The 14,678-nt window shown below is 59.5% G+C and carries 9 protein-coding genes and 1 pseudogene; 6 read left to right on the top strand and 4 right to left on the bottom strand.

The window, feature by feature from the left end; all coding sequences use genetic code 11:
- Positions 1-351: 351 nt before the first annotated feature.
- The 3 genes from PPGU16_RS35525 to PPGU16_RS35515 are packed head-to-tail and all read right to left on the bottom strand — an operon-like array spanning position 352 to position 4,822.
- Positions 352-1,737 carry an HlyD family type I secretion periplasmic adaptor subunit gene (locus PPGU16_RS35525; protein ID WP_180725512.1) on the bottom strand — a complete coding sequence of 462 codons (1,386 nt, stop codon included), beginning with the start codon at positions 1,735-1,737 and terminating at the stop codon, positions 352-354.
- The gene (locus tag PPGU16_RS35520; RefSeq protein ID WP_180725511.1) at positions 1,734-3,461 is read right to left on the bottom strand and encodes a type I secretion system permease/ATPase; all 1,728 of its coding nucleotides are present in this window, start codon (positions 3,459-3,461) and stop codon (positions 1,734-1,736) included. Before PPGU16_RS35520 ends, PPGU16_RS35525 begins: the two co-directional genes overlap by 4 nt.
- Positions 3,458-4,822, bottom strand: coding sequence for a TolC family outer membrane protein (locus PPGU16_RS35515; protein WP_180725510.1), 1,365 nt, complete (start codon positions 4,820-4,822; stop codon positions 3,458-3,460). Before PPGU16_RS35515 ends, PPGU16_RS35520 begins: the two co-directional genes overlap by 4 nt.
- A 1,547-nt stretch (positions 4,823-6,369) precedes the next feature.
- Between PPGU16_RS35515 and PPGU16_RS35510 the strand changes: the two genes are divergently transcribed.
- Positions 6,370-7,641, top strand: coding sequence for an IS256 family transposase (locus PPGU16_RS35510; RefSeq protein ID WP_418016271.1), 1,272 nt, complete (start codon positions 6,370-6,372; stop codon positions 7,639-7,641).
- Between the two features lie 177 nt (positions 7,642-7,818).
- Here the strand turns inward: PPGU16_RS35510 and gcvA are convergent.
- Positions 7,819-8,688, bottom strand: a pseudogene (gene gcvA, locus PPGU16_RS35505) (transcriptional regulator GcvA); the annotation flags it as partial.
- 200 nt (positions 8,689-8,888) lie between these two features.
- Between gcvA and PPGU16_RS35500 the strand changes: the two are divergent.
- The 5 genes from PPGU16_RS35500 to PPGU16_RS35480 all read left to right on the top strand — a co-directional run bounded on the left by PPGU16_RS35500 (position 8,889) and on the right by PPGU16_RS35480 (position 14,615).
- Positions 8,889-9,734, top strand: coding sequence for a transketolase (locus tag PPGU16_RS35500; RefSeq protein ID WP_180725509.1), 846 nt, complete (start codon positions 8,889-8,891; stop codon positions 9,732-9,734).
- Positions 9,731-10,729: a transketolase family protein gene (locus PPGU16_RS35495; protein ID WP_180725508.1), complete on the top strand. Its 999-nt coding sequence runs from the start codon at positions 9,731-9,733 to the stop codon at positions 10,727-10,729. Before PPGU16_RS35500 ends, PPGU16_RS35495 begins: the two co-directional genes overlap by 4 nt.
- A gap of 53 nt (positions 10,730-10,782) precedes the next feature.
- On the top strand, positions 10,783-11,547 hold the full coding sequence (locus PPGU16_RS35490; protein ID WP_180725507.1) for an SDR family NAD(P)-dependent oxidoreductase: 765 nt from the start codon (positions 10,783-10,785) through the stop codon (positions 11,545-11,547).
- Between the two features lie 159 nt (positions 11,548-11,706).
- A complete protein-coding gene (locus PPGU16_RS35485) occupies positions 11,707-12,750 on the top strand; it encodes a TRAP transporter substrate-binding protein (protein ID WP_180725506.1) in 1,044 nt (347 codons plus the stop codon).
- A gap of 5 nt (positions 12,751-12,755) precedes the next feature.
- On the top strand, positions 12,756-14,615 hold the full coding sequence (locus tag PPGU16_RS35480) for a TRAP transporter large permease (protein WP_180725505.1): 1,860 nt from the start codon (positions 12,756-12,758) through the stop codon (positions 14,613-14,615).
- Positions 14,616-14,678: the final 63 nt, after the last annotated feature.

Genomic DNA, 14,678 nt, shown 5'->3' with positions numbered 1-14,678 from the left:
GCACATTTTTCTTGATACGAAAACTAAGGCCAACAAAAGTACCCCGACCCCTGCGAGGAAATACCGACCGAGAGTCCCTGAGATAACCGGTTCTCGACCTGAGGGTTTCTTCGCGAACAATCTGAACAGCGTGATTGCTGCACCGACAACCGAGGCCGCAGTGAGAAACGCGGGTGTCAGCGCGGCTAGAAGAAAGAGACTTGTGGGTAGCGCCCTTATATCTAATGGGCCGCAACTGACAATTAGTATCGATCCAAGGGAAAAAGGAATAAGTAGTAGAAACGCAAAGAAAACGACGTATGACTTGGTTCTTTCATTCATAATGTTTTGAGACACGTATGTAGTCGCCTTCTAGTCTCGCATCGATTTTTGTATCCCGTCCCAAACAGGCGCCAACATGTAGTCGAATGCGGTGCGGGTCTTTGTTTTAATGAAAACGTCGGCGCGCAGTCCGGGGCTGAGGACAATTGAGTCGCGCGCTAAACGGTTGGAGTGCGCGAGTTCTTCGGGCGTGATCTCAATACGAGCCAGGTAGAACTGCTGATGTGTATCCTTGTCGCCAAGTGAATCGGCAGAAAGATATGCCACCTTACCCCTTAGAGTGGGAGAGCTTCGTGGGTTGTAGGCCGTTAGGCGGATTTCGGCGCTGCCCCCTACAACGATCTCCCGTACGTTATCTGGTTTTATTTTTGCCTCGATAATCAACGGCGCTCCTATCGGCACAAGATCAAGGATTGGTTCACGCGGTCCGATGGCTGCACCGATCGTGTGTACGCGCAAAGCAACAACTTCACCCGCGACTGGAGCCATCACGCGCGTGCGTGCGTCGACATCCTGCGCTGGTCGAAGCTGCTCAGTTAATTGAAGAATTTTTTCATTGGTGTCCTTCAATTGAGCGTCGGCTGATTTGACATAGTCGTTTCGAAGCGCCACAACTTTTAGGGTGAGGTCCGTGAGGCGCTGCCGTGAGCGGATCAGTTCCGCGGTATCTGACTGCTGTCGCGACTCATAATCGGCCGCCGTACGCCGTAGTTCCATCATCTTCGTTTCTGTAACATATCCCTCACTGCGCAACGGCTGGTTCATATCAAGTTCTTGCTTCGCAAGCCGCAGGCTTTGCGCGCTGGTGCCGATCAGTGCCGCCTCGGTCCCGATTTCTTCGCGTGTCTGTGCGATTTGCTGCTGTAAAAGGGAGACCTGATCTTCCAGAGTGAGGCGCTCCGAATCGAAGAGGGTTCTTTCGCGTCGAAGCAGCGCGGCGACGATTGAGTCGCTTTGACGTGACACAAGACTCGACGGAAATGCGACCGACTTCTGCAGGTCGCGTTCCGCCAGCAGTCGCGCTGACTTTGCCTCGTTGTCATCTAGTTGGGATTGCAACGCGTTCAGTTCGGCGTTAGGCCGAACGTTGTCGAGAGAAACCAACACCTGGCCCACTTTCACATGGTCGCCATCCTTCACAAAAATGGCATGCACTATGCCACCTTCCTGGTGCTGGATCGTCTTACGCTCGCCCTCGTCGCGAACCATGCCCTCTGCTACAACGGCACCCGAGAGCGGTGCTACTGCCGCCCAGAGAGATAGCGCACCAATACCTAAAACGACTGAGAGACAGCCGAGCGCGATCACATTGCCTGGCAAACGAAGCCTATCGTCTGCGGCGCTTGATATGCTCGTCGAGGTCAGCGTTGACTGAAGATATGCAACTAGGCTCTGAACATGGAATCGGAATTTCATGCTTTGGATACCTCCTGGCTGGCAGCTCGGGGCTTCGCTTCTGTTGGCTTCGCACGAGCCTGCATCCAGCCTTGCACCTGTTCACGCGTCCCAAAACAGTCGATGCGCCCAGCTCGCATCACCAAAACGCGATCGGCGAGCGCAAGCAATCCTTGTCGGTGTGTCACGACCACGGCGGTAATCCCTTCGGATTTGAGGCGATGCAACGCCAAATTCAGCCTACGTTCCCCATCAGCATCGAGGTTAGAATTCGGTTCATCGAGTAGCACTAGCCGGGGGTCTCCGTAGAGCGCACGAGCCAGCGCAATCGACTGTCGTTGCCCACCCGATAGTGTGAGTCCAGATTCGCCGATATCGGTCTGATAGCCGTCCGGCAGCTCCAGGACCAGATCATGCACACCAGCACGCTGAGCGGCCCGAATGATTGCAGCCGAATCGTGCTGTGAGGCGTCAGGGTTGCGAGCAATGTTCGCGGCGACACTACCCGCAAACAGTTCAACATCCTGCGGCACGTAGCCCAGATAGCGGCCAAGCGACTCATGCGACCATTGCGAAACGTCCGCGCCGTCGAGCCGTACCACGCCCGCATTTGGCTTCCACACGCCGGCGAGCAGTCGCAGCAGGGTTGATTTACCGGATGCGCTCGCGCCGACAATCACAAGTAGCTGGCCTGCATCGAGCGCAAAAGCGATATTGCTTAGCAACGCGCGACTCTGAGTTCTACCCGCCACGGGCGAATAGAAACTGAGCGCTTCAACCGAAATGCGGCCACGCGGTCGCGGCAGTTCGACTGTCGGCGTTGCACGCGCCTGTCGATAGAGGTCATCCAGACGGCTCCATGCCTGACGGACTTCGGTCAACTGTTTCCAGCTACCAAGGAGTTGATCCACGGGTGCGAGCGCTTTCCCGAGCAGCATCGTGGTCGCAATCATGATGCCACCTGTTGCGTAGTCGTTGATAACGAGCCAGGCACCGGCCGCCATCATGATCACCTGGATGGCTTGCCGTGCAACCTTGCCGATGTTGCGATTCAACATCGATGTATCGGCAACGGAAGTCTGGGCGTCAACATCAACGCGCTTTCGCTCAGCCCATGCCGAGAGCCAAGTTTCGTGCATCCCCATGACTGTTACGACTTCGGCATTCCTGGAGATCTGGGCATAAAGTTGATCCGTCTCGCGTTGGCGTAGTGAGACGGTATGGATGCGTTTCTTCGTCAACCTGTCATTCATGACCGTTAATCCGATCAGCAATATGGCACTTGCTGTTGCGATCAAGCCAAGAATCCAGTGAAAGACGAACACAAGCCCCACATAGACAAACAGCCACGGCAAATCGAGCAAAGCGGTGATACCTGATCCCGAGAAGAAGGAACGAAGCGACACGATATCCGCAGGCGTGGCTAGCGTTGGTATAAGAGTCTTGCGCGCCTGCGCGTCGATGCGCGCACCGAGCGCTAAACGGTCAAGCCTGTCGCCGAGCTGTCGCGCGAGGTCGCTGAAGATACGGCTCCGCACGACATCAACGATCAGCATCATCGCGAGCACAATACCCATGAATATCACAAGCATAGCAAGCGTTTCGATGCTCCGACTTGGCAGAACCCGGTCGTAGACCTGAAGCAGATAGATCGTCGGTGCGAGAATCAGTACATTGCTGGCGATACCGAAAGCACTCGCGATCAAAAGGTGTCGCCTGATTGCATGAAGCATGACTTGGTTCATTCCGCGCTTGCTTGTTGGGATGTCACGGCATTGCCAGTCAACGCGGCAAGTGAAGCGTCGTCCAATTGAGCCACGCTGGCCTTCAGACGTATGTATTGCAACAAGGTGTCGTATCTCGCTTTTGCCAGGTTTCGCCGCGTACTAAACAGTTTTTCTTCAGCGTTGAGCACGTCCGCGTTGATCCGGACCCCTGTGCGAAACCCTTTCTGGTTGGACCGAAGCGATGTCTCTGCTGACACCTGGGCGGTCCGAAGTGCCGCGATCTGGGCTATTCCCTCCTGGACTCCGAGGAATGACTGACGAGCATCGAGTGCTGCTGATCGACGGATGTCTTCTAGATCGCTGTGCGCTTTATCCTCTAATGCCAGCATTTCCGTCTTCTTGCTGTGCGTCTCAAGGCCATCAAACAACGGTATGCTAATTTGAACGCCGATCTCACCGGACGTCGCTCGGTTTGCCCCCGTATAGAAATTCGTCTGTCCGTTGATAAACGCAGCATTGCCGTGATTGACATTACCTACGATCGATATGCTAGGGAGGTAACCGGCATTGACCTTGCTCACTTCACGAGCTGCAATCTCAAGTGCAATCTCCTGCTGCTTGACGTCCCAAGACTGAACGACGGCAGCGTCGATCCACGCATCGGCGCTTTCAGCGGAAAGCATAGGTGCGTCTACATCAGCGGCAAGCGATTCAACTCCATCCACAGGATGACCCACTATCTTTTCTAGTGCAGCATACCGTCGTAAAACCTCGGCATCAGCGCGTAGCTGATCCGCTTGGGCGGCGTCAAACCCCGCCTGCGCTTCATTCAGATCGACGACTGTGGAAGCACCAAGCGCAAAACTCCGTCTACTCATTGCAAGCTGTTCTGAGAGAGTTAGTGTGTGTTCGCGCGCGAGTGCAGCTTCGTCTTGAGCGCCAAGCGCGTCGAGGTACGCTTGCATGATCCTGAGAAGTACATCCTGTCGCGCGGCGGCGAGAACGAAGCCAGCGTTGATCGCAACGAGTTTGCTTTCTCGGTACGTCTCCCAATCGTCCCATTTCAAAACTGATTGATTCAGCGAGAGCGTTGTGCCTAGAGTTGAATAAGGCGCGGCAGGTTTACCAGGTACGTGAATCGCATTCCTGAAATCAGATTGCGTCAAGGCAAGGTGAGGCAAGAACGCGGCGCGCGCTTCAGGCTCCCTTTGCAGATTCGCGCGAAACTGCGCGTCGGCGCTGGAAAATTTGGCGTCGTTGGCGATAGCATCTTCGATCAGTTGTGGCAACGATTCAGCAAAACTCACAGATGCGAAAACCAGAAAAATGCTCGATGCAACGCCTCTTATCACAAGGTGATGAGGAAAGAATTCACGCAATTTAATATCTGGACCCCTGATCTATTGGCTTTTTGGTAAGCTGAGGTGCGTCACTCAATGGCAGCGTCGATAGAGTGGAAATTGCTATCGATCAATAATATGAAGAATGCCTGAAACGGAGCAATCTGTCGTTAAGCGAACTCTTAACAGCGTTACATGTTGCTTGCAGTTAATTTGCGTGATGAAAGGTATCGCTTAAGCAAACCTAGCACTGAATTTCGGTTACCCGAGGCGTTTTCCTCAAGAGCGGCAATGCGCAAATGCTCAAACATCGGCAATGCGCGGATATACCTCAAAACTTGGAGCGAAAAAAACCCCGCTCATGGCGGGCTGGAAAACGGCCGTGTATTCCGGACATGATCGTCAGCGGCCGAGACCGTGCGCGGGGTCGCGCGGTCAGAGCGGTAACGTATCCGTCACTGAGTGAGGGGCCATGAGGTCGCAGCATCCATATTGGCGTTATGGAGGATGCGAGTGCCAGTCTCGAACAGGGAGGGATGGCGTATATATAAGGTTTGCTGACGTTCGCGGCGGCGTCGTTCGACGCCCGTCACTAAAGGCTTTGCGGGCTATGGAAAGCCGAGCGACGGACCTCTGTCCTGGTTTTGTTGCGGGAAGGCCCGTACGTTGGCACGTCAAACAAATGGATTCGCTCGGTTCGCAAAACCGGAGCACAATGTGTCCTGTGGGTGTCCTGCGAAATAGGTGAAATCTGCTCTGGATAAGGGGACCGATTCAGAAGCCTTGCTGGACAAACCGTTCCGGGAACGAGGGTTTCCCCGGAAAATGCCCCTGTGCGGGGCGGCACCAGCGTTGCGGCTTCGCGGCGCGCACGGTTTGGTTTGCTTGTGGTTGCGCTGGCATCCGCGGTTTGCTTTTGGTTTGCTAGCGTTGCCCCTGTGCGGGGCGGCACCTACTTTTCTTTGCCGCCGCAAAGAAAAGTAGGCAAAAGAAAGCGGCTAACACCGCCAGTGCTTGTATTTGCCTGAGGGCCCCCACAGGTTCTTACGCTTCACACGGCAACCACGTGACACACGTCCGTTGCCAGCGCGTTTGCAGTGCGCCTCACCCGCCTCACGCTCCCGCACTACAGCACGCCGTGCCAGCTATTCCACCGCCGCCAAGGTGGCAAACTGTGTGTAGGCCGTAGTGCCTCACACGCATCACTTCGGACCGATAGCACACGCGCCCACCCTGTAAGAGCGTTACCTATACGACGCGACAACCTACACACAGTTTGCCACCTGGGCGGCACTTACCGTTCGCTGCCACTTGCCGTTGTACGGATGCCTGAAGCGGGTGATGCGATTCTTCGAAGCGTTGGCGACGAGCACCAGCCAGGGCGCTGCCGTGCGAAGGATGGGGACGTTGAGGGCCCGTGGAAAGGAACACGGGCTGGCGGTGTGAGCCGCTTTCTTTTGCCTACTTTTCTTTGCGGCGGCAAAGAAAAGTAGGTGCCGCCCCGCACAGGGGCATCGCGTGAAGCACCAAGGGCCTATCCGTCATTTTGTGGGCGAGGCATATCATGAGAGGTAAAAGTCATGGATATGCCAATGAAGAAGAAACGCACGGTGGCGTCTCAGGCAGCGGCCCGAGGGCCGCTGCCTGAACTGCCCAAGGCACTGCTGGACGAACTGGTCAAAGGGCCGATGACGCCAGGCGAGGTGCAGGATCTGATGCTGGCGTTTAACAAGGCGATTATCGAACGCGCGATGGGTGCGGAGATGAATCTGCATCTGGGGTATCCGCCGGGCGAATCCAAACCCGCTGGCCAGGCCAACGAGCGCAACGGCGCCAGCCGCAAGACGGTCATCACCGATCGTGGCGTCGTCCGGGTCGAGTTGCCGCGCGACCGCGACGGCAGCTTCGAGCCGATCCTGATCCCCAAACACGAACGCCGCTTCACCGGCTTTGACGAGCGCATCATCGCGATGTACGCGCGTGGCATGAGCGTGCGTGAGATCCAGGCCTTTCTGGCCGAGAGCTACGGCACCGAGGTGTCGCCCGATTTCATCAGTTCGGTCACCGACGAGGTGATGGCCGAAACGCTGGCCTGGCAGAACCGTCCGCTCGAGACGATGTACCCGGTGGTCTTCTTCGACGCGTTGCGGGTCAAGATCCGCGATGACGGTGTGGTCAGCAACAAGGCGGTGTATCTGGCTCTGGGCATTCAGGCGGACGGCCAGCGCGATGTGCTGGGCCTGTGGATCGAGCAGACCGAGGGCGCGAAGTTCTGGCTCAAGGTGTTCAACGAACTCAAGACCCGCGGCTGCCAGGACATCCTGATTGCGGTCGTTGACGGCCTGAAGGGGCTGACCGACGCGATCGGCGCGGCTTATCCGAAGACGGCGGTGCAAACCTGCATCGTGCATCTGATCCGCAACAGCCTGGAATACGCGGGCTGGAAGGACCGCAAGGCCGTCGCCCAGGCGCTGCGTCCGATCTACGCAGCGGCCAGCGAAGAGGCCGCGAAGCAGGCTCTGCAAGCCTTCGCTGATGGGCCATGGGGCGCGAAATACCCGAGCATCGTGCAGTCCTGGCAGCGCGCATGGGAGCACGTCACGCCGTTCTTCGTGTTTCCACCCGAGATCCGACGGGTCGTGTACACCACGAACGCCATTGAGAGTCTGAACATGCAGTTACGCAAGATCATCAAGACCCGCGGTCACTTCCCCAATGACGATGCTGCCATCAAGCTACTCTGGCTGGCATTGCGCAACGTCCTGGCCAAAAACGTGCGCTCAGCCTTCGACTGGAAGTCAGCCATGAACCAGTTTGCTATTCTGTTTGGCGATCGATTCACGCAGGCGCGCGGCTAACGATTCCTTTAACCGCCTCGCCCACAAAAATGCGGACAGGCTCAGCACCAATAACAAAACGCGGATGCCAGCACACAACACAAGCAAACCACCAAAACCGCAGAGACGAACGCGAAAAAAATCCAAAATCCCGCACAGCGTCGCAGACAAAAAAAACCCTTTACCCCAACTCCCCAACAACCAATCCTGAAAACTCCTAACCTTAGGCAAATCCGCCCGCGACTTAAGCAAATTCATGGTATAGCCATTCACCCGTAAACCATCTAAACCTAAAGGCGCAACGAGCGCCCCAGCCTTCAACTCCCTCTGCGCAAGCAACAAACTCTCAAGACACACTCCGAGCCCATCAACAGCAGCCGAAATCGCCATAAAAGAGCGATCAAACCTTGGCCCCCGCGTAATATCCAGCACAACCTTCCGATGCAAGCGCATCCAGTCCCGCCATCCCACGAGACACCCTTCACTATGAATCAACGTGTGATGCCTTAAATCCGCAACAGCGCGAATCGGATGCTCTCCATCCGCCAACCGTGGCGCACACAACGGCACAATCGTCTCCAAAGGCAAATCGAGCACCATCGTCCCCGCCGGCTGCAATCGCCGCGCGCCATACCGGATGTCGATATCCACCGCCTCCTTGATCAGATCGACAGCCGCCGAAGACGCATTGAGCCGCACATCGATATCCGGATGCAACGCACTGAAGCGCGCCAGCCTCGGCATCAGCCATTGCGTCGCGATGCTCGGCGTCGCATGCACCGTCAGAATGTCGCTCTTCTCAATACGCCCAATGTCCCGCGTGGCCTTGTCGATCCGCGCAAACGCCGCGCCGATTTCTTCTGCATATTGCCGCCCCGTGTCCGTCAGGATCACCGCGCGATGCACGCGATGAAACAGCCGCACGCTCAACTGATCCTCCAGAAGCTTGATCTGATGACTGATCGCGGAAGGCGTCACGAACAGTTCGTCTGCTGCACGCGCGAACGACGAGAGTCGCGCGGCGGCCTCGAAAGCCTGTATCGACTTGAGTGTGGCCCGGTTGTGCATAGCAATATCCACATGAAATGAATTCACCGATAAGCCACTTTAATTCGTTTGAGCCAATGCTTTCAAGTCGATACGCTTGTCTTACTCGCAGCACACATCAAACAAGGGATTACCCGGATCTGCGAGCTGCACGAAGCATCCCGCCATGAATCATCGAGCGCCCGGCCTCCATCGAGCCTGACGCCACAAAGGAGACACGCGTGAATACGAGCGAAGCCGGGCAGACCGCCCAACTCGCGGAACACGCCTACCGCATCCGCCGCAACGCGCTGCTGATGGGCGAAGTACAGGGCCAGGGCTATATCGGCCAGGCGCTCGACATTGCCGACGCGCTCGCCGTCGCCTACTTCGGCGCGATGCGCTACCGCCCCGAAGATCCCGAATGGGAAGGCCGCGACCGCTTCCTGCTGTCGAATGGTCACTACGCGATTGCGCTGTACGCCGCGCTCTTCGAAGCCGGCATCCTGCCCGCCGACGAACTCGAAACCTACGGCAGCGACGACAGCCGTCTGCCGATGTCCGGCATGGCGAGCTACACGCCCGGCATGGAAATGTCGGGCGGCTCGCTCGGCCACGGTCTGACGATTGCCGTCGGCCGCTGCCTCGGACTGAAGCGCAAGAACTCGGATGCATTCGTCTACACGCTCTTCTCCGATGGCGAACTCGACGAGGGCTCGATCTGGGAAGGCCTCATGTCCGCCGCGCACTGGAAGCTCGACAACCTGATCGCGATCGTCGATGTGAACAACCAGCAGGCCGACGGCCCGTCGACGCAGATCATGGCCTTCGAGCCGCTCGTCGAAAAACTCGAAGCGTTCGGCTGGTACACGCAGCGCGTGAACGGCAACGACATCGATGCCGTCAAGCAGGCGTTCGACAACGCCCGCCATCACGACAAGCCGCAACCGCGCATCATCGTCTGCGATACGAAGATGGGCTGCGGTGTGCCGTTCCTCGAAGAACGCGAGAAGAACCATTTCATCCGCGTCGACGCACACGAGTGGAAGCTCGCGCTCGAAGCACTCGAAGCCGGGAGACAAGCATGAGCACCGTTATGAAGAAGCCGCGCCTGAAGACATCGGCGATGATCGCGTCGATCGCAGGCGAAGGCCAGGTCACGCGTTCCGCGCCGTTCGGCCACGCGCTCGCTGAACTGGCGCGCTCGAAGAGCAACGTGGTCGGCATGACGGCCGATCTCGGCAAGTACACCGACCTGCATATCTTCTGCAAAGAGTTTCCGGACCGTTACTATCAGATGGGCATGGCCGAGCAACTGCTGATGGGCGCTGCCGCTGGCTTCGCACATGAAGGCGCGCAACCGTTCGTGACGACCTACGCCGTATTCGCCACGCGCCGCGCGTATGACTTCATCCATCAGACGATCGCCGAAGACAACCTCGACGTGAAGATCGTCGCCGCGCTGCCCGGCCTCACGACAGGCTACGGCCCGAGCCACCAGGCCGCCGAAGATCTCGCGTTGATGCGCGCGATGCCGAACATGACGGTGATCGATCCGTGCGACGCGCTCGATATCGAGCAGATGGTGCCCGCAATCGCCGCGCACAAAGGCCCTGTCTACGCACGCCTGTTACGTGGCAACGTGCCCGCCGTGCTCGACGAGTACGACTACAGGTTCGAACTCGGCAAGGCCAAGCTGCTGCGCGACGGCGCGGAGGTGCTGCTGATCTCGTCGGGGATCATGACGATGCGCTCGCTCGAAGTCGCCAAGGCACTCGAAGCGGACAACATCGGCGTCGGCGTGCTGCACGTGCCGACCATCAAACCGCTCGATACCGCCACCATCCTGCGCGAAGCAAAGCGCACGGGCCGCATGGTGATCGTCGCGGAGAACCATACGGTGATCGGCGGTCTGGGTGAAGCCGTGGCGCGCACCCTGCTCGGCGCGGGCGTCACGCCGCCGTTCCGACAGATCGCACTGCCCGACGAGTTCCTCGATGCAGGCGCCCTGCCCACGCTGCACGACCGCTACGGCATTTCGACGGAAGCGATGTGCGACACCATCAAAGGCTGGCTCGGCTAACAGCCGGTCGCAACACCACAACCCCAAACTGAAGCATCCAGGAGAACAGCATCATGTCAGAATCGCGTCTTCTCGACGGCAAGGTCGCCGTCATTTCCGGCGCCGCATCGCCGCGTGGCATCGGCATGGCCACCGCGCGCATGTTTGCACAGCACGGCGCGAAAATCGCGATCCTTGATCTCGACGCGTCGGCGGCACGCGATGCGGCGGCATCCATCGGCCCCGAACATCGCGGCTACGTGTGCAACGTCACCGACAAACAGGCGTGCCAAAGCGCCGTCGAACAGATCGTCGCCGACTTCGGCGCGATCGACGTGCTCATCAATAACGCAGGCATCACGCAGGCCGTGAAGCTGCTCGATATCGACTCCGAAAGCTGGGACCGCATTCTCGACGTGAATCTGCGCGGCGTGCTGTATCTGTCGCAAGCCGTCGTGCCGCAGATGAAGAAGCAGAAGAGCGGCTCGATCGGCTGCATGTCCTCGGTATCGGCGCAGCGCGGCGGCGGCATTCTCGGCGGCCCGCACTATTCGGCAGCGAAAGCGGGCGTGCTCGGACTCGCCAAGGCGATGGCGCGCGAACTCGGTCCCGATGGCATCCGCGTGAACTGCGTGACGCCTGGCCTGATTCAAACCGACATCAACGCAGGCAAGATTCCCGACGACAAACGCGGCGAGATTCTTGCTGGTATTCCGCTAAACCGGCTTGGTGTGCCCGACGACGTAGCAGGCGCATTTCTGTTTCTCGCGTCGCCGATTTCGTCGTACATCACGGGCGCCGTCATCGACGTAAACGGCGGCATGCTGATCCACGGCTGATGCACAGATAACCCCAACGATGCGCGGCCGGGTCCGGCCAGCCGCGCGCGACAACGCAGTTGCTGGACAGAGACAAACGCGCCACAGAGCGCGTTGTCCGCGAATACAACGCGAATACAACTATACCGATGCATCACATCCGTATTGGAGGAAGACATCATGAGCAACCGCACGACTATCCGCCGCGGCATCGACCGACGCACCTTTCTGAAAGCCGGCGCGAGCGTCGCTGCCGCGGGGCCGCTCTGGGGCCTGTCGATCCGCCGCGCGTCGGCTGCCGACTTCTCGTACAAGCTCGCCACGGGCCAGGACCCGACCCACCCGGTCAACATCCGCGCCCAACAGGCCTGCGACAAGATCCGCGCCGCAACCAACGGCAAACTCGATATCAAGGTATTCCCGTCCAATCAGCTCGGCTCGGATACCGATCTGCTGTCGCAGGTGCGCAGCGGCGGCGTCGAGTTCTTCAACCAGGCATCGTCGATTCTCGCGACGCTCGCGCCCGCTGCGGGCATCGTCAACACGGGCTTCGCGTTCCCCGACTACGATACCGTCTGGAAAGCAATGGACGGCGACCTCGGCGCATATGTCCGCGCGCAGATCGAGAAGACGGGCATCGTGACCGTATCGAAGGTATGGGACAACGGTTTCCGCCAGGTCAGTTCGTCGACACGCGTCATCAAGACGCCGACGGACCTGAAGGGCTTCAAGATCCGCGTGCCGCAGGCGCCGATGCTCACGTCGCTCTTCAAGGCGCTCGACGCGGGCCCCGCCCCCATCAATTTCAACGAACTGTATTCGGCGTTGCAAACGGGCGTCGTCGAAGGACAGGAAAACGCGCTGCCCATCATCGCGACGGCCAAGCTGTACGAAGTGCAGAAGTCCATCAGCCTCACGTCGCACGTGTGGGACGGTTACTGGATTCTCGGCAACCGCCGCGCGTGGGAAAAGCTGCCGCCCGACATGCGCGCGATCGTCACGCGCGAATTCGAAGCGGCCGGGATGCTGCAACGCGCGGACATCGCGAAGCTCAACGGCTCGCTGCGCAACGATCTGAAGGCCAAGGGCGTCAATCTCGTCGACGTGGACCGCCCGGCGTTTCGCGACGCGCTGCGCAAAACGAGCTTCTATAGCGACTGGAAAGGGAAATACGGCGACCAGGGCTGGAGCCTGCTCGAAAAGTACGTCGGCAAACTGGTGTAAACGCCATGCACACCATCTCTTTCCCGCATCCGTCGCCGCGCCGCATCGTCAGCGTAATCGACCACGTGCTCGCGCATCTCGTCGAGATTCCGGCGGCACTGCTCGTCGTCGCCGAGATCTTCGTGCTGCTCGCCGGCGTCACGAGCCGCTATCTGCTGCACACGCCGCTCGTCTGGTCTGACGAACTCGCGTCGATGCTGTTCCTCTGGCTTGCGATGCTCGGCGCCGTCATCGCCTTGCGTCGCGGCGAGCATATGCGGATGACGGCGCTCGTCGGCAAGGCGTCGCCCGCCGTGCGCGCGTTTCTCGATGTGGTCGCCATCGCCGCACCGTTGGCGTTTCTACTGCTGGTGATCGGACCCGCCGTCGAGTTCGCGCAGGACGAAGGCTTCATCACGACGCCCGCGCTCGAAATCTCGAACTCGTGGCGTGCCGCGGCGCTGCCCGTCGGCTGCGCATTGATGCTGGCCGTCGCCTGCCTGCGCCTGATCCGCACGTCCAACTGGCAGATGACGATTGCGGCGCTTGCGCTGGTCGCGGCCATCGCGGGCGGCTTCGTCGCCGTGAGCCCGCTGCTGCACGACCTGGGCAACGTGAACCTGCTGATTTTCTTCGTCGGCCTCGTCGCGTTGTGCGTGCTGTCGGGCGTGCCCATCGCGTTCTCGTTCGGGCTCGCGACCTTCGGGTATCTCGCGCTGACGACGAGCACGCCGCTCAGCGTGGTGGTCGGCCGCATGGACGAAGGCATGTCGCATCTGATCCTGCTGTCCGTGCCGCTCTTCGTGTTCCTCGGGCAACTGATCGAAATGACGGGCATGGCCAACGCGATGATCGCGTTTCTCGCCAGCCTGCTCGGCCACGTGCGCGGCGGGCTCTCGTATGTGCTGGTCGGCGCGATGTATCTGGTGTCGGGTATCTCCGGCTCGAAAGCGGCTGACATGGCCGCCATCGCGCCCGTGCTGTTCCCCGAGATGAAGGCGCGCGGCGCGAAGCCCGGCGACCTCGTCGCGCTGCTCGCCGCCACGGGCGCGCAGACCGAGACGATTCCGCCGAGCCTCGTGCTGATCACACTCGGCTCGGTGACGGGCGTGTCGATCTCCGCGCTCTTCACGGGCGGCATGCTGCCCGGCATCGTGCTCGCCATTACCTTGTGCGGCGTGGTCTGGTGGCGCTATCGCAGCGACGATCTGTCGGCCGTGCGTCGCGCGACACGCAGCGAAATCCTGCGCAAGCTCGCGATCGCCGTGCCTGCGCTCGCGCTGCCCTTCGTGATCCGGCTCGCCGTGGTCGAAGGCGTGGCAACGGCGACGGAAGTGTCGACGATCGGCATTGCGTATGCGGTGCTCGCGGGCCTGCTGATCTATCGCCGCTTCGAATGGGCACGCCTCAAGCCGATGCTGATCGACACGGCCGCGCTGTCGGGCGCGATCCTGCTGATCATCGGCGCGGCGACGGGCATGGCGTGGGCGCTCACGCAATCCGGCTTCTCGGGCCAGCTCGCGCAGACGCTGGGCGGCTTGCCCGGCGGCGCCGCGATGTTCATGGCCGCGTCGATGCTGGTGTTCATCGTGCTCGGCAGCGTGCTCGAAGGCATCCCCGCGATCGTGCTGTTCGGCCCGCTGATGTTCCCCATCGCGCGGCAAATGGGCATTCACGACGTGCACTACGCGATGGTCGTGATTCTGTCGATGGGCGTGGGCCTGTTCGCGCCGCCGTTCGGCGTCGGTTACTACTCGGCGTGCGCGGTGAGCCGCATTCATCCCGACGAGGGCATGAAGCCGATCGTCGGCTATATCGCCGCGCTGATCGTCGGTCTGATCGTCGTCGCCGCCGTGCCGTGGATCTCGATCGGGTTCCTGCACTGACGCATTGCGCTGCGTCCCTAGCAGAACGCAGCGCGCTTCTTTTTCACTCTGTCCAACCTGCGA

Origin of the sequence: Paraburkholderia largidicola, assembly GCF_013426895.1 — a bacterium.
Taxonomy (GTDB): Bacteria; Pseudomonadota; Gammaproteobacteria; order Burkholderiales; family Burkholderiaceae; genus Paraburkholderia; species Paraburkholderia largidicola.
Note: the sequence above shows the minus strand (reverse complement) of the source record. Positions and strands in the feature narration are given on the sequence as shown.